Here is a 22,006-nt window from a genome sequence, read left to right on the forward strand (position 1 = left end):
ATCTGTCCCCCGGGGCCCCCCCCCGGGGTGTACGCCCGGGGGCGCGGCCCGCGGGGGGGGGCGGCCCGCCCCCGACTCATCGGGCCACCGGCGCGGCGTCGTCGAGCGGCACGCGAGACTCGGTCAGGCGCTGCGCCAACTGGTCCAGGTCGTAGGACTGGCGGGCCATCCAGAACCGCAGCACGCCGGTCAGCGAATAGCGCACGAACAGCGCGGCCCCGACAACACTGAGCGCCACCCCGGTCAGGGCGAGGGCCAGAGCGTCGCGCTGGGCGAGCGGATCGGAGGTGTTGTGCGCCAGGAAATAGGACAGCACCGCGACACCGGGCCCGGCAATCATCAGGCTGGCGCCGAGGCGCAACCACAGGCTTCCCCGGCCGGCTGCCGGATCGGGGATCTTCAGTGCGGCGAGGTCGGCGGCGAAGCGGTCGGCACGTGTTTCGGTCATCGGTGACTTCCTAGGTAGAGGGTCGGCAGTTCGCGGCGGAGCTCACGGTCGGCGGGCCCCTGGTACTCGATGCGGCCACGCACCAGCACGGCCGCGTGGTCGGCGATCTCGAGGACAGCGGCGGCGAACTGCTCGACGACCAGCACCGCCACCCCCTGCCGCGCGATCTCGGCGACCTGCTCATAGAGCCGCTCGACCACCAGCGGGGCCAATCCCATCGACAGTTCGTCGAGCAACAGCACCGCCGGGTCGGTGGCCAATCCTCGTGCGAGCGCAAGCATCTGCTGCTCGCCGCCCGACATCGTGCCCGCGATCTGGTCGGCGCGCCGGGCCAGGGTCGGGAACCGGCTGAACGCGACCTCCTGGATCTCGGCATGGGTTTTGCCGGTGAAGGTCATCATCAGCAGGTTGTCGCTCACCGACAGGTTCGGGAACACGCCTCGGCCCTCGGGGATCAGGCAGACACCCACCCGGGCGAGCTCTCGCGCGTCGACTCCGGTGACGTCGCGGCCGCCGAGCACGAGCCGCCCGGCGGTCACCGGGCGCACCCCGGCCGCTACCCGCAGGGTTGTCGTCTTGCCCGCCCCGTTGGGCCCGAGCAGGGCGGCCACTTCCCCGGCGGCGACGCGCAGATCGACGCCGTGCAGCACGGTGATCGCGTCGTAACCCGCACGGACACCGTGTAATTCGAGTGTGGAACTCATCCTTCTCCCAGATAGGCGGCCAGCACGGCCTCGTCGCGGCGGACCACCTCGGGTGGACCGGAGCTGATGATCGTGCCGAGATCGAGTACGAACAGCTGATCGCACACCGACATGACCAGGCCCATGTCGTGTTCGACGAGCAGCACCGCCACGCCGTCGGCCGCGAGCGTGCGGACCAGTTCGGCGAATTTCTCGGTCTCGGTGGGATCCAGGCCCGCCGCGGGTTCGTCCAGCAGCAGCACGCTGGGCCGGGTGGCCATCGCCCGGCCCACTTCGACCAATCGGCCGGTGCCGGTGGGTAATTCGTCGGCGGTGGTGTCGGCGACCTGATCCAGGCCGAGGCGACCGATGATGTCGTCCACGACGGCGTGCGCGTCGCCGTGGCGCCTGCCGAGTTCCGCCGCGACCAGCAGATTGTCGCGAACACTCAAGCGGCCGAACAGTTCCAGTCGCTGGAAGGTCCGGGCCAGCCCGTGGCGTGCGCGCCGGGCGGGACCGAGCCGGGTCACCTCCCGCCCGTTCATGGTGACCCGGCCCGATACCGGTCGGCGCAATCCGCAGATCACGTCGAACAGCGTGCTCTTGCCCGCCCCGTTCGGGCCGATCAGGCCGGTCACCCGGCCCGCCTCGGCGCTCAGGCCCGCCTGGTCGAGGGCACGGTGACCACCGAAGCTCACCGTCACCGCCTCAACTTCGAGTAGCGATCCCACGATCGAGCATCTCCTTGTCTGCCGTACTCCAGGGCCGTTGCAGGCCGAGCCATTCGAGGGGCACCTGCGCGGCCCGGGGTTCACGCGCTCGCCTGCCCGCCCAGCGCGGGAGCACGACGGCGGCCGTCAGCGCACCGGCGGTGAACACATAGCCGTTGATCACCTCGGCCAGGCGCGAGAGCCACAGCAACGCGAGACCACCGAACAGCACGCCACGCACGAGCCGATCCCGCAGCACCGCCGCCCACTCGGCACGCAGGTGCGCCAGCGCGCCCTCGCCGAGGAAACCACCGCTGAACGCGATGCCGCCCAGGGCGGGCAGGACATGAACGAGGTTGGTGAGCGCGGGAAACAGCACCGGAATCGCGTGCAGTGGACCGGCATACGCCGCACCGGTGAACAATCCGCTGCCGACGGCACCGAGGCCGGCGATCACGACGATCAGGAAGATCGGCAGTCCGGCGACGAAGCCGAATTGCTCGGCGGACACCGAGCGCAACTGCATGCCGTAGAGCGCACCGCCGAGTCCGGCGATCGCGGCCGACAGCGAGAACACGAGCATCTTGCCGGCCAGCAGGTTGCCGCCGAGCGTGGCGTAGGCCGCCTCGCTGTCGCGCATGGCGATCAGCCGACGTCCGAACGGTGCACGGCGCAGCATCGCGACCGCGAACCCGCACACCGCCAGCGCGATCGCCGCGAAGACGGTGATCTGGGCGGTGCTGGTGAGCTGGGTGCCGAACAGGGCCGGACCCACGAGATTCACCGACCCCTGGTCGAACAGCGCGATCTCGACGCCGAGCACGGAGAACGAGGGCAGGGTGAAGATCCACCGATCGAGTACCACCGCGAACGCCGCCGTACCGAGTGCCAGATATACACCGGACAACCGCAGCGCGGGCAGCGCGATCAACGCGCCGACCGTTCCGGCGATCACCATCGCGGCGGGCAACGCCCACCATTGCCCCTCGGCGCCCAGGTGCGCGTAGGCGACGGCACCGATACCGGCGATACTCAACTGGCACAGCGAGATCTGGCCCGCGTACCCGGCGAGTGGGACGAACGACAATCCGATCACACCGAAAGCGAAGATCGAGCCGTAGGTGATCAGGTCCGACTCGCTGAGCAGGGTCGCGAGCAGGACACCGACGAGCACGACCACCCCGGCGAACAGGGCCGAGCCACGCACGGTCGGCAGGTGCACCGGGCTCAGTCGCCGATCGCGCCCGCGCAACCGTCCGTGAGGGAACAGCAGGAGCGCGACGAGCAGCAACAGCGCGGGCGCGGCCAACCGCAGCCCCGGCAGGTAGGCGTTCTGCGGCAGGTATCCGGTCAGGTAGCTCTCCAGGCAGCCGACCACGATCGCGCCGAGAAACGTCATCGGGAGACTGCGCAGCCTGCCGAAGATGGCCGCGCTGTAGGCACTCACGATCAGCAGCGACAGTTGCGCGGCGTCGAGCGCGACCATCGGCGCGATGAGAATGCCGCCCACCGCGGCGAGTTCGATGCCGAGGATCCAGGCCACCCGGTTCGCGCGGCGGGGGTCGGCGCCGGTGAGACCGACCAGGGCCCGGTCGTCGACGGTTGCCCGCATCTCGGCCCCGGTCCTGGTGCGATACAACAGGATTCGCAAGCCCACCGCGACCGCTACGGCCACCACCATTGTCAGTGCCTGATGCCAGGTGACGGTCACCGCGCCCACGTGCAGCGGCCGCTGCTCGGCGAAGAACCGGGGCAGTGTGCGTGCCACATCCGGGTTCCAGATCCAGCGCGCCACCAGCATCAGCCCGCTGAGCAACGCCACCGTCATCACCAATTTCTCGGCGTCGCCGAGACCCTGGGCGGGCGCGAGCGCCTGGGCGAACGCCAGCCCGAACAGCGGCGCGAACACCCCGAGCACCACCACCACGGCGAGCGCGGCGGGCAGGCCCCAGCCCACCGTGAGCTGCCAGTAGACGAACGCCGACATCATGCCCGCCGCGCCGTGGGCGAAGTTGAACACACCGGTCGTGGTGAAGGTCAGCACCAGGCCGCTGCCGATGACGGCGTAGATCGCGGCGGTGCTGAGCCCCACGACGCCGAACGCGATGAACTGCTCCATCTACTCGACGTCGCTCATGCTCTTGCCGACGTCCGCCAGGGTCAGCGGGCGGCCGTAATCCTTGGTGTACACATAGGCTTTCATGTCACAGCGGTACGGACCGGTATCCGGTGCGAAGTCGGCCGCGACCCAGCCCTGTGGAGTCGCTTTCATGATGTTGAAACACCTGGGTGCCACGGTCTGGGTCGACATATCCGCGGGCGCCTGCAAACCGCCTGCCGTCCAGGCTGTTTCCTTGCGCGCGGCCTCGAGCAGGCAGGTGCGCGTCAGGTTGTCGCCGCAGGCGGAGGCGGACTTGGCGAACAGCAACCACTGGGTCAGCGCCCGCAGGCCGAGGAAGGTCAGCTTGCCGTCCGGGGCGTAGCGGGCGAACAGATCCTTGGCCCGCTGCACCGCCGGGACACTGCCCGCCGATTCCAGCGGCGCCGTGCCCGACAGATCGGTGAAGTTGTTCTGCGCGGTCAACGCGGTGGCCGCGAGTTCGAGGAACGCCGGGTTGTAGGCGTTGCTCGTGGCGTCGACCCAGTCGAGCTTGTAGTCCATGCTGGTGAGCACGTCCTCGAGCTTGGCGAGGCTGCGGAAGTCACCGAGGAAGATCAGCCCCTTCACCCCCTTGGCCTTGATCGACTGCGCGTACGGCGTCCAATCCGACACGCCCGCAGCCGGATACAGGTCGTTGTAGATCACCGTCGCACCCTCGGCGGGCAGCGATTCCTGATACCGGTCGGCCATGGACTTCACCACCGGTGAGTCGGCGACGATGATGCCGACGGCACCCGCCGAGGCCGGATAGGCCTCCTTGAACAACCACTGCCGCATGCCGGTATAGGAGTCGTACGGGCGCGCCGACGACGCCCCGGACCCCACCTGCAGGTCCGAACCGGTGTTCTCCACCTGACTCACCTGGGCCGGGAACTCCGGCAGTGTGCACGAGAGCCGGTCCTTCACCCCGAGACCGTCGAGTGCGGCGGAGCCGGCGACCAGGGCGAAGTCCTCGCGGCAGGCTTCCAGCATCCGCTGGCGGACCTCGAGCAGCTTCGCGTCGCGCACGCTGTATTTCAGTGTGCGGCCGTTGATTCCACCGTTGTCGTTACACCAGGAGGTGAACACCTTCGCGGCGTCGACGAGTTCCGGGTTCTTGGTGAAGCCCATGTCGGTGAAGACACCGACCTCGATCTCCTTCGCGGTCACCCCCTGGGTGGGCGAGCTCGTCGGGGTGCCGGGCCCACACACCCCGGTCAGGTCGCCGAAATCGGCGGTCACCGGAGCGCTCGGCGCCGCACCCTCTTCGGCGCCGCTGCCGGTGCGGCCACCGCAACCGGCCACGAGCAACGCGGTCGCCATCATGGCGACGAGAATTCGCTGCGATCTCACTGCTGTCGTCCTTATCGGCACGCGGGCGAGGTTCCGCCCTGGATCGCCATCAGGGCGCAGTAGGTGGCCGCGGCCACCTTCCATTTCCCGCCCTCGCGCACTGCCTGACCCGTCTGATCGGGCAGCACCGGGGTGCCGTTCATCAGCAGCGAATAGGTGACGTCGGCGGCGTCGGCGCCGGTGATCTTCACCGCGCTCACGGTGACCGAGGTGGTCTTCGCCTGCGGGTTCTCGCCCTGCGCGCGCAGCACCGGTTCGAACTCGGCGCCCTTCTCGACCACGGCGATCTTCTCCTCGGCGGCGACCGTGCCGTCGAAGAACAGCAGGTAGGCGTCGGAGACCGCCCGGACGGTCGCGGTATCGGCCGTCGCCGCAGCCGCGGAGGTCACGACGCTCGACGTGCTCGGGGCAGCGGTCGACTCTTCGTCGTCACCGCAGCCGGCGACCGCCACGGCGGCGAGCGCCACCACTCCGCAACAGGTCATCGCCTTGCGGCGCAGCATGTTTCGCATCACTCGATCCTCTGTTTCATCTCGTCCAGTGCCATCAGGATGGGGAAGCCGTTGACGCTCAGCGCGTTTCCGTGGCCGGTCGAGTGCACGTCGAAGACGGACTGGATCGCGGCGTAGAAGCCCTGGACGTCGAGAGTCTGATTGACCGCTCGTTTGGCCTGTCGCAGGCCGAAGGGCGGCATGGCGGCGATGGTGGTGGCCAGTGCGCGGGTCTGCGCGTCGAGCTCCTCGCGCGCGACCACCTTGTTCACCATGCCGACCTGCTCGGCTTCGCGTGCGGTCACCGCGCGGCCGGTGAACAGGATCTCCTTGGCCTTGCGCGCGCCGAGTTCCCAGGTGTGCCCGTGGTATTCGACGCCGCCGATGCCCATGAACACCACCGGATCGGAGAAGAGCGCGTCCTCGGCGGCGACGATGAGGTCACACGGCCAGCACAGCAGCAGTCCCCCGGCGATGCAGCGGCCCTGCACGGCCGCGATCGAGGGCTTGGGCACGTTGCGCCAGCGCAGGGAGTACTCAAGATAGCGGCGGCTCTCGGTCTGGTAGATCCATTCCAGCGTGATGTCCTTGGGCGCGGGCCAGCGATCCTTCAGGTCGTGACCGGCCGAGAAGTGTTTTCCTTCACCGCGAAGCACGATCACCGCGACCTCGTCGTCGGTGGCGGCTCTGGTCCAGGCGGCGTCGAGTTCGTCGAGCAGGTCCGCGTTCTGCGCGTTGGCGGCCTGGGGCCGGTCGAGGGTGATGGTCGCGATCTTGTCGGCGACCTCGTAGCGGATGTACACGGCGAGCTCCTCAACTCCGGGGGAGGCCGAGCACACGCTCGGCGATGATGTTGCGCTGGATCTCCGAGGTGCCGCCCGCGATGGTGCCTGCGAAGCTGCGCACGTATCGCTCGAACCAGCTGCACGAGAAGTTGTCCAGATTCAGCGGATCGAACGCCCGGGTGGTCGCCGGGTGCACGAGGCCGTCGGCGCCCGCGGCGAGCAGTGCCTGTTCGGCCGCGCTCTGCACGGCCTCCGACCCGAGGACCTTGAGTACCGACAGCGCGGCGACATCGCTCTCGCCCCTGGCCGCTCTGGCCAGCGCGGCGGAACCGAGCAGGCGCAGGGCCTGGTTGTCCATGATCGCCGTGGCGTAGCGGTCGCGCTCGAGCACGGTGCTCGGCCGGTAGTCCTCGATCAGTTCCCGCAGCCGGTCGGCGAAGCTGAGCCACAACAGTGTTCGCTCGTGCCCGAGAGAACCGTTGGCCACCGTCCAGCCGCCGTGCAGCGGTCCGACCAGGTTCTCGGCGGGCACGACGACGTCCTCGAAGAACACCTCGTTGAAGTCCAGGTCGTGCCGGTCGCAGATCGAGGCGAACGGGCGCCTGGTCACGCCCGGGGTGTCGGTCGGAATCAACAGCACACTGATCCCTTTGTGTTTGGGTGCTTCGGGGTCGGTTCGGACGAAGGTGAGCAGGACGTCGGCATCGTGGGCCCCGGAGGTCCAGACCTTCTGCCCGTTGACGACGAAGTGGTCGCCGTCGAGTACGGCGCGGGTGCGCAGGCCCGCCAGATCGGAGCCGGCCCCCGGTTCGCTCATGCCGAGCGCGGCGGTGATCTCGGCCCGCAGGATCGGCACCGCCCACCGGTGCTTCTGCTGTTCGGTGCCGAAGGACAGCAGGGAGGCGGCGATGATGCCCAGCCCCTGCGGATTGAAGCTGTGATACATGTGCCGCCTGGACAGCTCCTCCAGGTGCACGTACTGCTGCAGCAACGTCGCGTCACGGCCGCCGAACTCCGGTGGATTGCCGGGAAGCAGCCAGCCGCTGTCGAATTGGCGGCGCTGCCATTCCCGCGACCACGCGGGAATGTCCGCGCTCGACCGGGCACGGTCGCGCGCGGCAAGCGTGGGGTCGGGGCCGTGTTCGGCCAGGAAGGCCACGAATTCGGCGCGGAAGGATTCGACGTCGCTGTCAAAAGTCAGTTGCATGGTATTCCTCGGCGATCAGGGCCCGGTGGATGTGCGCTCCGCCGAGCAGCAGCTCGCCCGCCTTGGCCCGCTTGAGCGCGAATTGCAGGTCGTTCTCCCAGGTGAAACCCATGGCGCCGAACAACTGGACGCCGTGCCGGAACACCGAGGACTGGCATTCACCGGCGGCGGCCTTGGCCATCGAGGCCGCGATCCGGCGACGCGGATCGTCGGCGGCGATGGTCAGCGCCGCGAAATAGGCCAGCGCCCTCGCCCGTTCGATGGCGATCTGCATGTCGGCGGCCTTGTGTTTGACGGCCTGGAAGGTGCCCAGCGCCACCCCGAACTGCTGCCGGGTGCGCACGTGCTCGAGCACCATGTCCAGAATGCGCTGGCAGGCACCGACCATGGTCAGCGCCAGCCCCGTCAGGGCGAGGTGGCGGGCCCGTTCGGGGTCGGTGTCCACGCGGAAGTCGTCGCGCACCCGCACGTCGGCGAAGCTCACTTCGGCGATGTGCAGTACCGGGTCGAAGACCGAGGTGCGCCGGGCCGTCACGTCGGCGGCGGGGACCACGAACACTCCCGCGCCCGTGACGACAGCGAGCTGCTCGGCCCGATCACCGTCGAGCACGTGTTCGGCGGTGCCGTTCAGCAACCAGTCGCTGCCGTCGCGGCGCGCGCTGACACCGTCGAACACCGCCGACCCAGTTCCGCCCGGCCGCGCGAATCGCGGTGCCAGGGGAGCGAAGTGGGTCATGGTCGCCAGATACGGCGTGGGATCGGTTGCCCGGCCGAGGGCTTCGAGCACGATGGCCAGTTCCACCGCGTCGGCGGCTTCGGTCAGCTCGGTCCAGCCCTGCTCGACGAAGATCTGCCAGAGCGGGGCGGGATCGGCGTCCTGGTCGGCGATCGCACGGATCAGTGCCGGCGGACATTCCTTGACGAGAACGGCGTGCACGGTCTCCTGCCACAGCCGTTGATCGGAGTCGAGCTCCACAAGCATCCCGACGGCCTCCTCGTTGATTACCGCGATGAACAAACAGGAGAATAGCATTCTCCTCATGGGAAAGTAATAGTCTCGGATCGGTTCGCTCCGGCGTGCCTGGCGCCGATGAATATGACGTTCTCCGGTACAGTGCACTCATGTTCTGCACAGATGACCGAGAACTGAGGTGCCCGTGACCAGCGTCGGCGAAGAGCCCGCGTGGAAGCAGCGTGCCGTCGAGCGCTCACTGCGCAGCGCGAAACTGCGCGCCGAGCAGCGGGTGCAGAAGTTCCTCGACGCGGCGCAGGCGATCATCACCGAGAAGGGCAGTACCGACTTCACCGTGCAGGAGGTCGTCGACCGCTCACGGCAGTCGCTGCGCAGTTTCTACCTGCAGTTCGACGGCAAGCACGAGCTGCTGCTCGCCCTGTTCGAGGACGCGCTGAACCGGACGGCCGATCAGCTGGCCGCGGCCGCCGAGGGCAAGAAGACGCCGCTCGAGCGGCTGCAGGTCGCCGTGGAGCTGCTGTTCGAATTGTGCAGGCCCGACCCGACCGCGCAGCGACCGCTGTTCACCGACTTCGCACCGCAACTGCTGGTCTCGCACCCCGCCCAGGTCAAGGTGGCCCATGCACCGCTGCTGAGCCTGTTCACCGAGCTGATGGAAGAGGCCAAGAAGGCCGGTGAGATGCGCGCCGACCTCGAACCGCGCCGGATGGCCGCCGTGGTGATGCAGACGGTGATGTTCACCGCGCAGTCCGCGGGCGGCTCCGACGAGGACGGCACGCACCCGATCACCGCGGGCGAGATCTGGAACTTCTGCGCGTACGGGTTCGCGGTGGCGTGAACCCCGGGTGACCGCTCGGTCACCCGGGACAGGTCACGGCGCGGGCACCTCGACGACGGTCGCCGATCCCATACCACCGCCGGCACACAGGGCGGCGACACCGAAGCCGCCACCGCGCCTGCGCAATTCGTGCACCAACGTGACGATCAGCCGGGCACCGGTCGCCGCGACCGGATGCCCGAGCGAGCAGCCGCTCCCGTTCACGTTGACGAGTTCGGGATCGAGGCCGAGCGTCTTGATCGCCGCCAGCGGTACCGAGGCGAACGCCTCGTTGATCTCGAACAGCGCGACATCGCCGAGCGAGATACCCGCCCGGGCAACAGCTTTGGTGATCGCCTCGATCGGCGCGAGTCCCATCAACGCCGGATCGATACCGACCGAAGCCCACGACCGGATGACACCGAGCACCGGCCAGCCGAATCGGTCACTCGCGATCATCATGGCCGCGGCACCGTCGTTGGCGCCCGCCGCATTGCCCGCGGTGATGCTGAAGCCCTCGATCTCGGGGTGCAGCACCTTCAGCCCGGCCAGTTTCTCGGCACTGGTGTCGCGGCGGGGATGCTCGTCGACCTCGAACAGGCCGTGTGGGGTCTCGAGCGGCACGATCTCGTCGACGAAGCGACCGGTGTCGATCGCCTCGATCGCCCGCCGGTGCGAGCGCAGCGCCCAGGCGTCCATCTCGGCGCGGGTGAGCCCGGTCTCCACCGCCGTGTTCCACCCGACCGTGATCGACATGTCCTGGTTGGGCGCGTCGGGACGGTCGGGATGGGAGGGCGAGGTCCAGGGCTCGAGCCACTCGTCCTCGCCGACGCGGAACCGCTGCCGGGGCGCGGTGGAGTCGGAGTTCACCCCGCCCGCGATGACGAGCCGGTCCATCCCCGCACGAATGTTCGCGGCCGCGGTCTGCACCGCCGCCATCCCGGCGGCGCAGTGCCGGTTGGTGGCCAGCCCGGGGACCGTGGTCAGCCCGGCGGTGACGGCCGCGTGCCTGGCGAGCACACCGCCGCCGTAGCGCCCCTCCCCCAGCACCACGTCGTCGATGTGGCCGGGCTCCCAGTCCTGCGCCACGGCGGAGACCACGTGATCGGCCAGGACGAACGCGTCCGTGTCGCGCAGCGTCCCCTTGCGCGCGGTGCCGATGGGGGTCCGCACGGCGGAGACTATGACTGCTTCAGGCATCGGTGTTCTCCATTTCGGCGACGAGGTTGCGTCGCAGTAGTTTTCCGGTCTCGGTCTTGGGCAGTTCGGCGCGGAAGACGATGGCGTCGGGCGTCTTCGACGAGCGCAGACGCGAGCGCACCCACTCCTTGAGGTCGTCTTCGTCGCCGGTCCCGACGACCACGGCGACGAGTCGCTGCCCCCACTCGGGGTCCGGAACGCCGATCACCGCCGCCTCGGTGATCCCGGGGCAGGCGAGCAGCACGTCCTCGATCTCGGCGGGTGCGATGTTCTCCCCACCCCGGATGATGGTGTCGTCGGCGCGGCCCTCGATGTACAGATAGCCCTCGTCGTCGAGGCGCCCAAGATCGCGGGTGGGGAACCAGCCCTCGGCATCGAGCGCGGTGTGCCCGCCGTACTCCCCCGAGATCTGGTCACCACGGACGTACACCAACCCGGTGTCACCGGTCGGCACGGGTTCGCCTGTCGCGGTGCGTATCTCGAATTCGATGCCGGGCAGCGCGCGGCCGACAGACCCGAGCCGGGCCCGCACCGCCGGGTCCTGGGAGCTTGCCGCCGCGCGGTGGTCGTCCGGGCCGAGAACCGCCACCGAGGACGCGGTCTCGGTGAGCCCGTAGGCATTGACGAAGCCGGTCGACGGGAAGACCCGCAACGCGCGCTCGATCACCGGGCGCGGTGTCCGGGAACCGCCGTAGGACAGGGTCGCCAGCGACGGGGTGGCGGCATCGGGGCCGTCGACGTGCGCCACGATGCGGGCCAGCATGGTCGGCACGAGCATGGCCTGGGTGATCTGTTCGCGGCGCACGGTGGCCAACCAGTCGGCGGCGTCGAAGGCGGGCAGGTAGACCACCCGGCGCCCGGCGTAGAGGTTGGAGAGCAGGTTCGTCAGGCCCGCGATGTGGTACGGGGGCACCGAGACCAGGGCCGCGTCGGTCGCTGCGGCGGAACCGAATTCGACGGTGTTGAGCAGGTAGGCCATCAGGTGCCGGTGCCGCAGCAGCGCGGCCTTGGGTTCGGAGGTCGTGCCGCTGGTGTAGATGATCACCGCGACCGCGTCGCCGTCCCACGGTGTGGGCAGCTCCGGCGCGGCGGCAGTCGGCGCCGGAGTGACGAGGGCGTCGAGATCGCCGGGTTCTAAAACCAACGCTCCGGGGTGCCTGCGAAGCAGCGCTGCCGTCTGCTCGTCACCGAGCCGGTAGTTCAGCGGCACGAACGGCACACCGGCCAGGACGGCGCCGAACAACGCGACCGGATAGGCGAGGTGACTGGTGCCCAGATACAGCACCGCGGAGTACTCCCCGAAGCGTGGTGCCGCGCGCCGGGCGTAGTCGAGCAGGCCCGCCGCCGTCAGCGAGCGGTCGCCGACCGTGATCACCGATCGATTTCCGGCCGAAGCCGCCATGTCTAGAATCATGCCAATGTTCATGAGAACATTATTCTCTCAATAAGAGAGTCTTGATTTCAAGAGAGGGCATCATCATGCAGATCAGCGGTAGCTCCGCACTCGTGGTCGGCGGCACCGGCGGGCTCGGCGCGGCGACAGCGCGCCGCCTCCACGCCGCGGGCGCGAAGGTCGTCGTGGCCGATGTCGCCGACGACAAGGGCAAGGAACTCGAGCACGAACTCGGGATCCGCTACGTGCACACCGATGCCACCAGCGAGGAGTCGGTCGGTGCCGCGATCGAGCAGGCGCAGGCGCTCGGTCCGTTGCGCATCTCGGTGGATGCCCACGGTGGGCCCGCCAGCGGAGGTCGGCTCGTCGGCAAGGACGGTAAGCCGTTGCCGCTGGAGGGCTTTCGCACCACGATCGAGTTCTATCTGACCTCGGTGTTCAACGTCCTGCGGCTCTCGGCCGCGGCCATCGCCGAGGCGGAACCGCTCACCGAAGGCGGCCGCGGCGTCATCGTCAACACCGCCTCGATCGCCGCCTACGAGGGGCAGGTCGGTCAGCTCCCCTATGCCGCCGCCAAGGGTGGCGTGGTCGGGATGACGTTGGTCGCCGCCCGGGATCTGGCCCCACTCGGCATCCGGGTCGTCACCATCGCACCCGGCACTTTCAACACCCCCGCCTACGGCGCGGCCGCCGACCGACTGGAGGCGCACTGGAGCACACAGGTTCCGCACCCCAAGCGGATGGGCCGTTCGGCCGAGTACGCGCAACTGGTGCAGGCGATCATCGACAACGACTACCTCAACGGCGAGGTGATCCGGCTCGACGGCGCCTTGCGGTTCCCGCCGAAATAACCTGTGCCCCAGACCGATCGCCGGTCAGGCGGGACGGCGGGTGAGCACCGCGTCGGCGGCGGCCCAGTGCTCGTCCGCGACCCACAGTCGCGCGAAGGCGCCGACCGCCTCCTCGGGCGTGACACCGCCGACCACCCGCTTGATCTCCCCGGCCTGCGGGGTGGCGAGCGCACGGGCCAGCGCGCGCCAGCCGTTCTCGAAATCCGGCCGCTCCCAGACCTGGTCGATCAGCCCGAGCCGCTCGGCCTCGGCCGCGCCGAGAATCGTCCCCGCGCCGGCCAGCATGATCGCCCGGCCCTTGCCGACCAGGGCGGCGAGCCGTTCGGCGCCGCCCCAGGCGGGCATGATCGCCAGCGCGGACTGGTTGAAGCCGATCTTGATGTCGGCCGCCGCGACCCGGATGTCGGCGGCCACGGCCACTTCGGCGCCACCACCGAACGCGTGCCCGTTCAGGGCCGCGATCACCGGTCCGGGAAACGCGGCGAGCCGGTCGCAGATGGTTCGCATCCGCCAGGCCATCGCGGCGGCCTGCTCTTCGGTGCGCAGCGCGCTGAGTTCCTTGAGGTCCCCACCGGAGACGAATGCTTTGTCACCGGCGCCCCGGATCACCAGCACACGCGCCTCGTCGGCGGCGTCGAGCGCCTCGTCGAGCTGGTCCATGGTGATCGGCGCGATCGCGTTGCGTGCCTGTGGTCGGTCGATCGTGACGACCGCGACGCCCTGCTCCAGCTCCAGCTCGACCATTCGGCATTCTCCCGTCTGAGATTGTCATTCTTGCTGCGAGAGAATAACATCACCGAGACGTTTTCTCGGTTCGGGCATCGGAGTCTCACGTGCGCACTATTCCCGCCGATCTGATCGAGCAGTACCGGGCCGACGGCTGGTGGACCGGCGAGACGATCGGAGAGCTGCTGAGCCGGGGGCTGGCTTCCGCGTCCGAGACCGAGTTCCGGGTGCACTCGGCGCAGCGGCCGTGGGCGGGCACGGTAGGTGCGGTCGAGCAGCGGGCCCGCCGCCTGGCAGCGGGATTGCGCGCCCGCGGTGTCGGCCCCGGCGATGTGGTGGCGTTCCAGCTGCCGAACTGGGTCGAGGCCGCGACGACGTTCTGGGCGTCGGCGTTCCTCGGGGCGGTGGTGGTGCCGATCGTGCACTTCTACGGCCGCAAGGAACTCGCCTACATTCTCGAGTCCACGCGGCCGAGTGTGTTCGTCACCGCGGACCGGTTCGGGCGGATGGAGTTCCAGCCGGACCTGTGTGCCGATGTGCCGATCGTCGGGGTGGTCGGGCGCGACTTCCAGGCGCTGTTCGACGCGGATCCGCTGACTGGCTCGCTGCCCGTCGACCCGGCGGGCCCGGCCCTGATCGCGTTCACCTCGGGCACCACGAGCGCACCGAAAGGTGTTGTGCACAGCCATGAAACACTCGGGCACGAGACCCGCCAGCTCGCCGGTCTGTACCCATCGGACCGCGATACCCAGCTCACCGCGGCCCCGGTGGGACATTTCATCGGGATGATCAATGCCTTCCTGATCCCGGTGCTCGCGGGCACCCCGATCCATCTGACCGATGTCTGGGATCCGGGTCGGGTGCTCGGCCTGATGCGCGAGCATGGTCTCTCCGTCGGCGGTGGTGCCACGTATTTCGTCACCAGCCTGCTCGATCACCCGGACTTCACCCCCGAGTATCTGCCGAGGATGCGGTATGCCGGGCTCGGCGGGTCGTCGGTCCCCGCCGCGGTCACCCGGCGTCTCGATGATCTCGGTATCACGGTGTTCCGGTCCTATGGCAGTACCGAGCATCCCTCGATCACAGGATCGCGGGTCACCGCGCCGGTGGACAAACGCCTGTTCACCGACGGGAATCCGCTGCCGGGTGTGGAGATCCGGCTGGCGGCCGACGGGGAGATCCTCAGCCGAGGGCCCGAGCTGTGTCTCGGCTACACCGACGACGCCCTCACCGCGGCCGCCTTCGATGGCGAGGGCTGGTACCACACCGGCGATATCGGCACCCTCGACGCCGACGGCTATCTCACGATCACCGATCGCAAGGCCGACATCATCATCCGGGGTGGCGAGAACATCAGCGCCCTCGAGGTGGAGGAGGTGCTGCTGACGATGCCGGGGGTGGCCGAGGCGGTAGTGGTCGCCGCGCCCGACGACCGGTTGGGCGAACGCGCGGCGGCGGTGCTCCGGTTGCGCGCGGGTCATCGATTGCCGACTCTCGATGAGGTCAGGGCGCATTTCGCGCGGGCCGCGATCGCCACTCAGAAATGGCCCGAGGAGTTGCACGAGGTCACGGATTTTCCGCGCACGGCCAGTGGCAAAGTGCGCAAGTTCGAGGTTCGCCGCGCCGTCGCGCAGCGTTCGATCACCCCGACGGTGCGGTGATGTCCGCCACGGCCCGGTACGGCGATCCGCTGCTCGACGACGGGACCGCGCTCACCGAGTCGGGTGTGCCGGCCCGACCGCTCGTCGTCCTCGAACTCGACGACCTGTGTGACGCACCGGCCGAGCGGGTCGAGCTGACGGCGAGCCGGATCCGGGATTCGGTGGCCCTGGTGGTGGGTGTGCTGCGTCGGCCATCGACCGAACGCCTCGAACCCGCGCTCACCGCGACCACCATGACCTTGTCGGAGCTGCCGGCACCCGCATACCTGAAACCTCTTGTCACCGTGCCGGATATCGATGACTGCCTGGAGATTCTGCGGACCGCCGTGGCTCGGTCACCGCAGGCTGCCCTGTGTCTGGGGCAGCTGCTTCACCGCAACGCGGCACAGCCGACAATGCCCGCGCTGGCCGCCGAGGCCGCCGTGTACTCGATGCTGCTGGGCGGCACCGAGTTCGCCCGGTGGCTCGGCGAGCGCGGGCCACTCCCCCAGGCGGTCGACACCCAGGATCCTCTGGTCCGGCTGCACCGAACCGGAGAGCACCTGGCGATCGTCCTCGACCATCCGCGCCGCCGCAATGCCCTGAGCGTGCGGCTGCGAGAGGAACTGCTCGCCGCCGCACAGGTCGCGGCCGCCGATCCCACGATCACCTCGATCGAGCTCAGCGGCGCGGGACCGGTGTTCTGCAGCGGTGGCGACCTGGCCGAATTCGGGATGTCGACCGATCCGGTCGCGGCCTACCTGGTGCGCCTCGAGCGCGCACCGTGGCGGGTATTGGACCGCCTCGCCGACCGCCTCGTCGTCCACACGCACGGCGCCTGCATCGGCGCCGGTGCCGAACTCGCCGCGTTTGCCGGTACCGTAACCGCCACCGCGCGAACATATTTCCGCTTCCCCGAGGTGCGGATGGGACTCGTTCCCGGCGCGGGTGGCACGGTCGGTGTGCCGCGTCGCATCGGCCGCTGGCGTGCGGCCTGGCTGATGCTGAGCGAGCAGCGGCTGGACGCGCGGACAGCGCTGCGGTGGGGACTGGTCGACCGGATCGTCGATGAGCGGGGCTGAGATGCCACACCAACGTTGTCGCACAGCCGAACCGCAGCCGTCACTTCGGACGCGGTCCTCGAATGGCAACAGGGCCCTGGTCCGGGGAACCCGGCCCTGCGGCGCGTGCTGGATGCTGGGCCGGGCAGGGTCGATCTGCGAAGGGTGGCGGTGAGATGTCACGACATTCGCTGCGCCGCAGCGTCACCGGAGCACCCACTCCAGACGAGGTCGTCAACGCTTGGTTGCGCACACTCACCGACTCGGTGCCCGCCGAATTTCCAGGTGCTGTCGAATGTCCGGCGCTGGGTTGGGCGAGTTCGGGTGCGATGGCCTTGACCGGCCATCCGGAGGCTGCGCCGGATCTGTCTCCCGCGCCCGCGTTCACCTTGCTCGGCGCCGCGCTGCGCGCATTGTCGTGGGTCACTGGGGAAATCGGTTCGCGAGTGGATCTCGAGCCAGGGGCCGTGCTGACTGCGCGGGCCGAGGAAGGGGGTCTGCGGCGGGCCGGTCGCCGATCGGCCGGGGGTGCGAGCAGGCTGGTGCGGATGGCGGATGGATGGTGCGCGCTGACGCTCGGTCGGCGCGACGATATCGAGGCGGTTCCCGCGCTGCTGGGCAGGGTGTTCGAGGGGGATGCGTGGGTGGCGATCGAGGCTGCGGCGGCAGGGTTCGGGTCGCGGGTGCTCGCCGAGCGCGCGCGGCTGCTCGGCATACCGGCGGCGGCCCTCCCCGATCGAGATGCACGTCTGCGTCGAACTCCCTTGCCCTGGAAGGTTTCTCGCATTGCCGCGCCGGTGACGGACAGATCGCTGCGCGGACTGGTGGTGGTCGATCTGACCTCGATGTGGGCCGGGCCGCTGTGCGGCCGGATACTCGGGGCGGCAGGTGCACACGTGATCAAGGTGGAGAGCCCACACCGGCCCGACGGTGCCCGCGCCAATCCCGGCTTCTTCGTCTGGCTGCACGCCGGGCAGGAGTTCCGCACTGTCGACTTCCGCACGTCGGCGGGCCGCACCGCCCTGGCCCGCCTGCTCGATTCGGCGGATGTCGTGCTCGAGGCTTCCCGGCCCCGGGCGCTGGCTCAGCTCGGTCTCGCACCCGAAGACCGCACGCACCGGGACGGGCAGATCTGGTTGAGCCTCACCGGTTACGGCCGCTCGGAGCCCCTGCGGGTGGCCTTCGGTGACGACGCCGCCGTAGCAGGCGGTCTCGTGGGCCGCCACCATGGCGATCCGGTGTTCTGCGCCGATGCGATCGCCGACCCGCTGTCGGGTGTCTGCGCGGCCCTGGCGGTAGCGAGCGCGCGACGGTCCGGTGGCGGGGTGCTGATCGATCTGTCGATGCGTGACACCGCAGCGGCTTTCGCGACCGCACCCCCGTTAACGCACGGACCCCATACGGTGCGCTACCACGACAGCACCTGGGTAGTGGAATGCCCACTGGCACAGGGTCATCACCCTGTTCGCGAACCGGAACCACGGTCTCCATGGTGCACCCCCTGCCCGGCCGACACGCAAGGCACAAATGCCGCTCGCACCAACCCACGCGACATCGACGACGCGAATGCCCACGCACACAGCACCAACGCTCCGGGCACCAACCCACACAGCACCAACGCGGCGAGCACCAACCGGCACAGCACCAGCGCCCTGAGCACCGACCCGCACAGCATCGACGACACCGGGTCAAACCCGCACTCCGGAATGGCCTCGGCATGACACTCATCCGGCGGGCCCGCGTATTCGGCGCGGAACACACGGATGTCCGCTGGCACGGCACAACGATCGTCGAGTGCGGGACGGGCCTGCGGCGCATTCCGGGGGAAGAAGAGATCGACGCGGCGGGTGGGTGGCTGCTGCCGGGGCTGCACGATCACCACCTCCATCTGCGATCGCTGGCTGCAACCGCCGATTCACTGACACTCGGACCGCCGCAGGTCCGCACCGCCGCCGACCTCACGTCCCGGCTCCGGCGAGCCGGAGCCGACCTGCGTCCCGGTGCGTGGGTTCGTGGCATCGGCTACCACGAATCCGTTGCCGGGCAACTGGATCGGCACGCGTTGGATCTGGTGACCGGGGAGCACCCGGTCCGTATACAGCACCGTTCCGGCGCGCTCTGGATGCTCAATTCGCGTGCCTGCGCCGAGCTGGGCCTCGATGACGACCCGCACCCGGGTATCGAGCGCGCCGCCGACGGCCACGCCACCGGACGTCTCTTTCGAATGGACGGCTGGCTCGGTGCGCGCCTCACCGCGCAAGCCGGCGAGCCGGGATCCGCGCGGCTCGATCTGGCGGCGGTCAGCGCACGGGCGGCCGCACGCGGAGTCACCGGTCTCACCGACGCGACCCCGGCACTCGACCAGGCCGCGGTCGACGATCTGGCCCGAGCCGTCGACGACGGTCGCATCGTTCAGCGCGTGCACTGCATGGCGCCACCGGATGTCGAGGCGCCAGGTGGCGAGCGATTCTCCCTGGGCCCCACCAAGATCCTGCTCGACGACACCACTCTGCCCGACCTCGACCGGTTCGTCGACCGGATCCGCCAGACCCACACCGCGGGCAGGCCCGTAGCGGTGCACTGTGTGACCCGGGTCCAGTTGATCCTCACGATGACCGCACTCGACATCGCGGGCATCCGGCCCGGGGACCGCATCGAGCACGGTGCGATCGTGCCGAGCGAGACGATCGACTGGTTACGCACCCGGCGGGTGCCGGTGGTGACCCAACCGCATTTCCTCGTCGAACGTGCCGAGCAATACGCGCGCGAGGTCCCGGCTACCGACCGGCCGGACCTGTGGCGCCTCGGTTCCCTCGTGCGGGCGAATGTGTGCGTGGCCGCCGGGACGGACGCACCTTTCGGCAGCGCCGATCCGTGGCGCGTGATCGATGCCGCTGTCAACCGTCCGGCATCTCACGGTGTGCCCGAACATCTTTCGCTCGAGCTGGCAGTGCGTCTGTTCACCGGCCACCCCGACCGTCCGACCGCACCGCGCACGATCACACCCGGCGCGGTCGCCGACCTCACCCTCCTGGCTGTACCGCCGGAGGACGTCCCATCGGTGCTCGCCGACCCGCCGATCGCGGCCACCGTCGTCGATGGCCGCGTCGTCCACTAGCGACCGTCACCCGAGGACAGGATCGTCACCGCCGACACCGCCGTGGGCCCGCCAACGGTGTGCGCCAAGCCGATTCGCGCCCGGTCGACCTGATTGGCAGCGGTACCACGCAACTGCTCGAACAGTTCCACACACTGGGCGACCCCCGTCGCGCCCGGCGGGTGCCCCTTCGCCTTCAGACCGCCGCTCGGATTCACCGGCAGGGCACCACCCACACTGGTCACCTCCGACTCCAGCAGCTTGTACGCCTCGAACCGCTCGGCGAAACCGAGGTCCTCGTAGCTCATCAGCTCGATGCCGGTGAAGAAGTCGTGGACCTCCGCGACATCGACATCACGGGGCGTCAGGCCCGCCATGGCGAACGCCTGCTTGGCGGCGCGCACCGTCGATGGGAAGGTCGTCATGTCCCGTTTGTGCTGGTGCATCACCGAATCCATGCCGAGACCGACACCGCGAATCCACACCGGGTGATCGGTGTAGCGGTCGACGACGTCCTCTGCGGCCAGCACCAGCGCGGCGGCGCCGTCGCTCTGCGGCGCACAGTCGTAGAGCCCGAACGGGGTCACCACGGTCGGTGCCGCGAGCACGTCCTCGATGCTGATCTCGAAACGCAACCGCGCCTTGAGGTTCCGCACACCGTGCCGGTGATTCTTCACGGCCACCATCGCCATGTGTTCCCGGGTCGCCGGGGATTCGTGCAGATAGCGCGAGACGTGCAGGGCGAAGCCCGCCGGTGCGACCAGCCCGAGCGGATAGTCCCAGGCCATATCGCGGGTCATCGCCTCCCACTCCCACAGCATGTCCTTGGACGCCGATTCACGCAGCTTGTCCGCGCCGACCACCAGGGCCACGTCGAACGCACCGGAGGCGATGCCGAACAGGGCGTTGCGCACTGCGTCGTGCCCGGTGGCACAGGCGTTTTCGACCCTGGTCACCGGAATCTCGGGCAGCCCGAGGGTGTCGGCGAGGATGCCGGAGGGGAATCCGTCGGTGGTGCCGAGTTCACCGAACCACGCGGCCTGGATATCGGACCTGCGCAACCCCTTGTCGACGGTGCTCGCGCACTCGGCGAACGCCATCGGCACCAGATCCTTGATACCCAGGGCGAAATGCTCGGCGAACGGCGTCATCCCGGCACCGACGATCGCGACTCTTCTCATGCTGCGGCCTCCTGTTCCAGCGGGCTCTCGGGTTCGAAGGCGTAGCCGTAGTCCGGCACTCCCGACCGCACGGCCACCCGGCGCAACACCATGCGACCCCGGGCACCGATCGCGACCGAACCCGGTTCGGCGCCGGTGACTTTCACCAGCGCACGGACACCCACCCCGTCGAGTTCGACGATGACCAGCGAATACGGTGTCGTCAGCCCCGGCACCGGAACATGCACGGTCACCGCCGTGTACACCACCGCCGTGCGTGGCAACGGCACCAAGGTGTAGCCGGTGTGCAGGGTGCCGTCCTCGTCGACGCGATACCTGGGCGGGAAGTCCAGCTCACTCGACCCCTCGTGCCGACCGGCCACCCAGCGCACCTTCGCCTCGAATGCCCGCTCGTAGGCGGCCAGCGAGATCGGGATATCGGCACCGGAAACCAAGGCGCCCAACGGTTTCCCCCGAGGTGACGATTCGCGACGGTGGACCTGCGCGGTGCCGGCCCCGACGGTCAGCGCGGACAGACTGCCCTGTTCCACTCCGACCAGCGGGCCGGCTTGTGCGGCCTCGATCACGGCCGTCAGCGCGAACAACCCCGAACCGGCTCCCAGGGTCGGGAGCACCGGCGGCGTACCGAGGCACAGGTCGGCGGCCTGTTCGTGATCGATCCCGGCCACGGCGATCGGGGTGTCGAGCCAGGCGGCCGCCAGCGAACCGAGCAGTCCCCGATCGCGCAGCAACCGGGGGTCACCGTAGTCGTGCACGACACCGGTGGCGGTGCGAGTGCGCACCGGCAGGCTGCGTGCGATCCGGGCGGCGGTCCTGACCGGCACTCCGCGCTCGGCGGTGATCGCGGCGGCCGCGCCCGCGGGTTCGAGATCGACCCCGATGACCAGGGTGCGCGGGCGGGCCGAGCCGAGCGCGTCCAGCGCCGCCGGTGCGCCGCCGAGCCGCTCGGCCACCTCGAGTTCGGGGTCGAGCCCGAGCCCGGCCAGCAGAACGGCGGCGTGCCCGCCCTCGAGCAGGGGCAGGTCCCGGCTCACCAGCACCACGTGTTCCACGGCGGACCCGGCGGCCAACGCGGCGCGGCCCGCTTCGACGGCGAGGGTGACCGCGTCCTCGTCGTCGCCGGGTATGCGCTGTTCGGCGGTCCCCCAGCACGGCAGATAGGTGCCGACCGAAGCGATATACGGCATTCCGCTCTCCAGACATAGCGACGATAATGTGATTCTCACTATAGAGAATGAATGGCCAGTCTG

Annotated in this window: 20 protein-coding genes; 6 read left to right on the top strand and 14 right to left on the bottom strand. The window is 69.3% G+C overall.

The annotated features are described in order from the left end of the window. Positions 1-76: 76 nt before the first annotated feature. The 9 genes from LDL21_RS11940 to LDL21_RS11980 are packed head-to-tail and all read right to left on the bottom strand — an operon-like array spanning position 77 to position 8,799. Positions 77-448 (bottom strand): ubiquitin family protein, encoded by a 372-nt coding sequence (locus tag LDL21_RS11940; protein WP_225280059.1) that lies wholly within the window; start codon positions 446-448, stop codon positions 77-79. Continuing rightward, on the bottom strand, positions 445-1,152 hold the full coding sequence (locus LDL21_RS11945; protein WP_181696087.1) for an ABC transporter ATP-binding protein: 708 nt from the start codon (positions 1,150-1,152) through the stop codon (positions 445-447). The genes LDL21_RS11940 and LDL21_RS11945 overlap by 4 nt, the downstream gene beginning before the upstream one ends. After that, positions 1,149-1,862 carry an ABC transporter ATP-binding protein gene (locus LDL21_RS11950; RefSeq protein ID WP_225280060.1) on the bottom strand — a complete coding sequence of 238 codons (714 nt, stop codon included), beginning with the start codon at positions 1,860-1,862 and terminating at the stop codon, positions 1,149-1,151. Before LDL21_RS11950 ends, LDL21_RS11945 begins: the two co-directional genes overlap by 4 nt. After that, positions 1,840-3,960, bottom strand: coding sequence for a branched-chain amino acid ABC transporter permease (locus LDL21_RS11955; protein WP_225280061.1), 2,121 nt, complete (start codon positions 3,958-3,960; stop codon positions 1,840-1,842). The genes LDL21_RS11950 and LDL21_RS11955 overlap by 23 nt, the downstream gene beginning before the upstream one ends. Then, a complete protein-coding gene (locus LDL21_RS11960) occupies positions 3,961-5,307 on the bottom strand; it encodes an ABC transporter substrate-binding protein (protein ID WP_225280342.1) in 1,347 nt (448 codons plus the stop codon). A gap of 38 nt (positions 5,308-5,345) precedes the next feature. Beyond that, positions 5,346-5,846 (bottom strand): MTB12 C-terminal domain-containing protein, encoded by a 501-nt coding sequence (locus LDL21_RS11965; protein WP_225280062.1) that lies wholly within the window; start codon positions 5,844-5,846, stop codon positions 5,346-5,348. Continuing rightward, complete coding sequence (locus LDL21_RS11970) at positions 5,846-6,628, bottom strand: enoyl-CoA hydratase (protein ID WP_225280063.1); 783 nt, start codon at positions 6,626-6,628, stop codon at positions 5,846-5,848. The genes LDL21_RS11965 and LDL21_RS11970 overlap by 1 nt, the downstream gene beginning before the upstream one ends. A 10-nt stretch (positions 6,629-6,638) precedes the next feature. Continuing rightward, positions 6,639-7,817 (bottom strand): acyl-CoA dehydrogenase family protein, encoded by a 1,179-nt coding sequence (locus tag LDL21_RS11975; RefSeq protein ID WP_225280064.1) that lies wholly within the window; start codon positions 7,815-7,817, stop codon positions 6,639-6,641. After that, positions 7,801-8,799 carry an acyl-CoA dehydrogenase family protein gene (locus tag LDL21_RS11980; protein WP_225280343.1) on the bottom strand — a complete coding sequence of 333 codons (999 nt, stop codon included), beginning with the start codon at positions 8,797-8,799 and terminating at the stop codon, positions 7,801-7,803. Before LDL21_RS11980 ends, LDL21_RS11975 begins: the two co-directional genes overlap by 17 nt. Positions 8,800-8,974: 175 nt before the next feature. Between LDL21_RS11980 and LDL21_RS11985 the strand changes: the two genes are divergently transcribed. Further along, a complete protein-coding gene (locus tag LDL21_RS11985) occupies positions 8,975-9,628 on the top strand; it encodes a TetR/AcrR family transcriptional regulator (protein WP_225280065.1) in 654 nt (217 codons plus the stop codon). Positions 9,629-9,661: 33 nt separating this feature from the next. Here LDL21_RS11985 and LDL21_RS11990 read toward each other — a convergent pair whose 3' ends face one another. Beyond that, on the bottom strand, positions 9,662-10,807 hold the full coding sequence (locus LDL21_RS11990) for a thiolase family protein (RefSeq protein WP_225280066.1): 1,146 nt from the start codon (positions 10,805-10,807) through the stop codon (positions 9,662-9,664). Continuing rightward, on the bottom strand, positions 10,800-12,233 hold the full coding sequence (locus LDL21_RS11995) for a class I adenylate-forming enzyme family protein (RefSeq protein WP_225280067.1): 1,434 nt from the start codon (positions 12,231-12,233) through the stop codon (positions 10,800-10,802). Before LDL21_RS11995 ends, LDL21_RS11990 begins: the two co-directional genes overlap by 8 nt. Positions 12,234-12,286: 53 nt before the next feature. Between LDL21_RS11995 and LDL21_RS12000 the strand changes: the two genes are divergently transcribed. After that, complete coding sequence (locus tag LDL21_RS12000; protein ID WP_225280344.1) at positions 12,287-13,051, top strand: SDR family NAD(P)-dependent oxidoreductase; 765 nt, start codon at positions 12,287-12,289, stop codon at positions 13,049-13,051. 24 nt (positions 13,052-13,075) lie between these two features. Here the strand turns inward: LDL21_RS12000 and LDL21_RS12005 are convergent, their stop codons facing one another. Beyond that, positions 13,076-13,795: an enoyl-CoA hydratase/isomerase family protein gene (locus tag LDL21_RS12005; RefSeq protein ID WP_181696096.1), complete on the bottom strand. Its 720-nt coding sequence runs from the start codon at positions 13,793-13,795 to the stop codon at positions 13,076-13,078. Between the two features lie 89 nt (positions 13,796-13,884). Between LDL21_RS12005 and LDL21_RS12010 the strand changes: the two genes are divergently transcribed. From LDL21_RS12010 to LDL21_RS12025, 4 genes are all read left to right on the top strand, one after another. Beyond that, a complete protein-coding gene (locus tag LDL21_RS12010) occupies positions 13,885-15,438 on the top strand; it encodes an AMP-binding protein (protein WP_225280068.1) in 1,554 nt (517 codons plus the stop codon). Beyond that, complete coding sequence (locus LDL21_RS12015) at positions 15,438-16,499, top strand: enoyl-CoA hydratase/isomerase family protein (RefSeq protein WP_225280069.1); 1,062 nt, start codon at positions 15,438-15,440, stop codon at positions 16,497-16,499. The genes LDL21_RS12010 and LDL21_RS12015 overlap by 1 nt, the downstream gene beginning before the upstream one ends. 155 nt (positions 16,500-16,654) lie before the next feature. Continuing rightward, on the top strand, positions 16,655-18,199 hold the full coding sequence (locus LDL21_RS12020; protein WP_225280070.1) for a CoA transferase: 1,545 nt from the start codon (positions 16,655-16,657) through the stop codon (positions 18,197-18,199). Beyond that, a complete protein-coding gene (locus LDL21_RS12025) occupies positions 18,196-19,596 on the top strand; it encodes an amidohydrolase family protein (protein ID WP_225280071.1) in 1,401 nt (466 codons plus the stop codon). Before LDL21_RS12020 ends, LDL21_RS12025 begins: the two co-directional genes overlap by 4 nt. Here LDL21_RS12025 and LDL21_RS12030 read toward each other — a convergent pair. After that, complete coding sequence (locus LDL21_RS12030; protein WP_225280072.1) at positions 19,593-20,756, bottom strand: thiolase C-terminal domain-containing protein; 1,164 nt, start codon at positions 20,754-20,756, stop codon at positions 19,593-19,595. The two genes, LDL21_RS12025 and LDL21_RS12030, sit on opposite strands and share 4 nt — an antisense overlap. Beyond that, on the bottom strand, positions 20,753-21,943 hold the full coding sequence (locus tag LDL21_RS12035; RefSeq protein WP_225280073.1) for a Zn-ribbon domain-containing OB-fold protein: 1,191 nt from the start codon (positions 21,941-21,943) through the stop codon (positions 20,753-20,755). The genes LDL21_RS12030 and LDL21_RS12035 overlap by 4 nt, the downstream gene beginning before the upstream one ends. Positions 21,944-22,006 lie beyond the last annotated feature (63 nt).

Origin of the sequence: Nocardia rosealba (assembly GCF_020216065.1) — a bacterium.
In the GTDB taxonomy this organism is placed as follows: Bacteria; Actinomycetota; Actinomycetes; order Mycobacteriales; family Mycobacteriaceae; genus Nocardia; species Nocardia rosealba.

Bases quoted from the DNA above. Each gene is read 5' to 3' on its own strand.
- LDL21_RS11965 (WP_225280062.1), bottom strand. From the start codon at position 5,846: ATGCGAAACATGCTGCGCCGCAAGGCGATGACCTGTTGCGGAGTGGTG.
- LDL21_RS12020 (WP_225280070.1), top strand. From the start codon at position 16,655: ATGTCACGACATTCGCTGCGCCGCAGCGTCACCGGAGCACCCACTCCA.
- LDL21_RS12030 (WP_225280072.1), bottom strand. From the start codon at position 20,756: ATGAGAAGAGTCGCGATCGTCGGTGCCGGGATGACGCCGTTCGCCGAG.
- LDL21_RS12015 (WP_225280069.1), top strand. From the start codon at position 15,438: ATGTCCGCCACGGCCCGGTACGGCGATCCGCTGCTCGACGACGGGACC.
- LDL21_RS12000 (WP_225280344.1), top strand. From the start codon at position 12,287: ATGCAGATCAGCGGTAGCTCCGCACTCGTGGTCGGCGGCACCGGCGGG.
- LDL21_RS11945 (WP_181696087.1), bottom strand. From the start codon at position 1,152: ATGAGTTCCACACTCGAATTACACGGTGTCCGTGCGGGTTACGACGCG.
- LDL21_RS12025 (WP_225280071.1), top strand. From the start codon at position 18,196: ATGACACTCATCCGGCGGGCCCGCGTATTCGGCGCGGAACACACGGAT.
- LDL21_RS12005 (WP_181696096.1), bottom strand. From the start codon at position 13,795: ATGGTCGAGCTGGAGCTGGAGCAGGGCGTCGCGGTCGTCACGATCGAC.
- LDL21_RS11960 (WP_225280342.1), bottom strand. From the start codon at position 5,307: ATGATGGCGACCGCGTTGCTCGTGGCCGGTTGCGGTGGCCGCACCGGC.
- LDL21_RS11955 (WP_225280061.1), bottom strand. From the start codon at position 3,960: ATGGAGCAGTTCATCGCGTTCGGCGTCGTGGGGCTCAGCACCGCCGCG.
- LDL21_RS11980 (WP_225280343.1), bottom strand. From the start codon at position 8,799: ATGCTTGTGGAGCTCGACTCCGATCAACGGCTGTGGCAGGAGACCGTG.
- LDL21_RS11940 (WP_225280059.1), bottom strand. From the start codon at position 448: ATGACCGAAACACGTGCCGACCGCTTCGCCGCCGACCTCGCCGCACTG.
- LDL21_RS11990 (WP_225280066.1), bottom strand. From the start codon at position 10,807: ATGCCTGAAGCAGTCATAGTCTCCGCCGTGCGGACCCCCATCGGCACC.
- LDL21_RS11995 (WP_225280067.1), bottom strand. From the start codon at position 12,233: ATGAACATTGGCATGATTCTAGACATGGCGGCTTCGGCCGGAAATCGA.
- LDL21_RS12035 (WP_225280073.1), bottom strand. From the start codon at position 21,943: ATGCCGTATATCGCTTCGGTCGGCACCTATCTGCCGTGCTGGGGGACC.
- LDL21_RS11975 (WP_225280064.1), bottom strand. From the start codon at position 7,817: ATGCAACTGACTTTTGACAGCGACGTCGAATCCTTCCGCGCCGAATTC.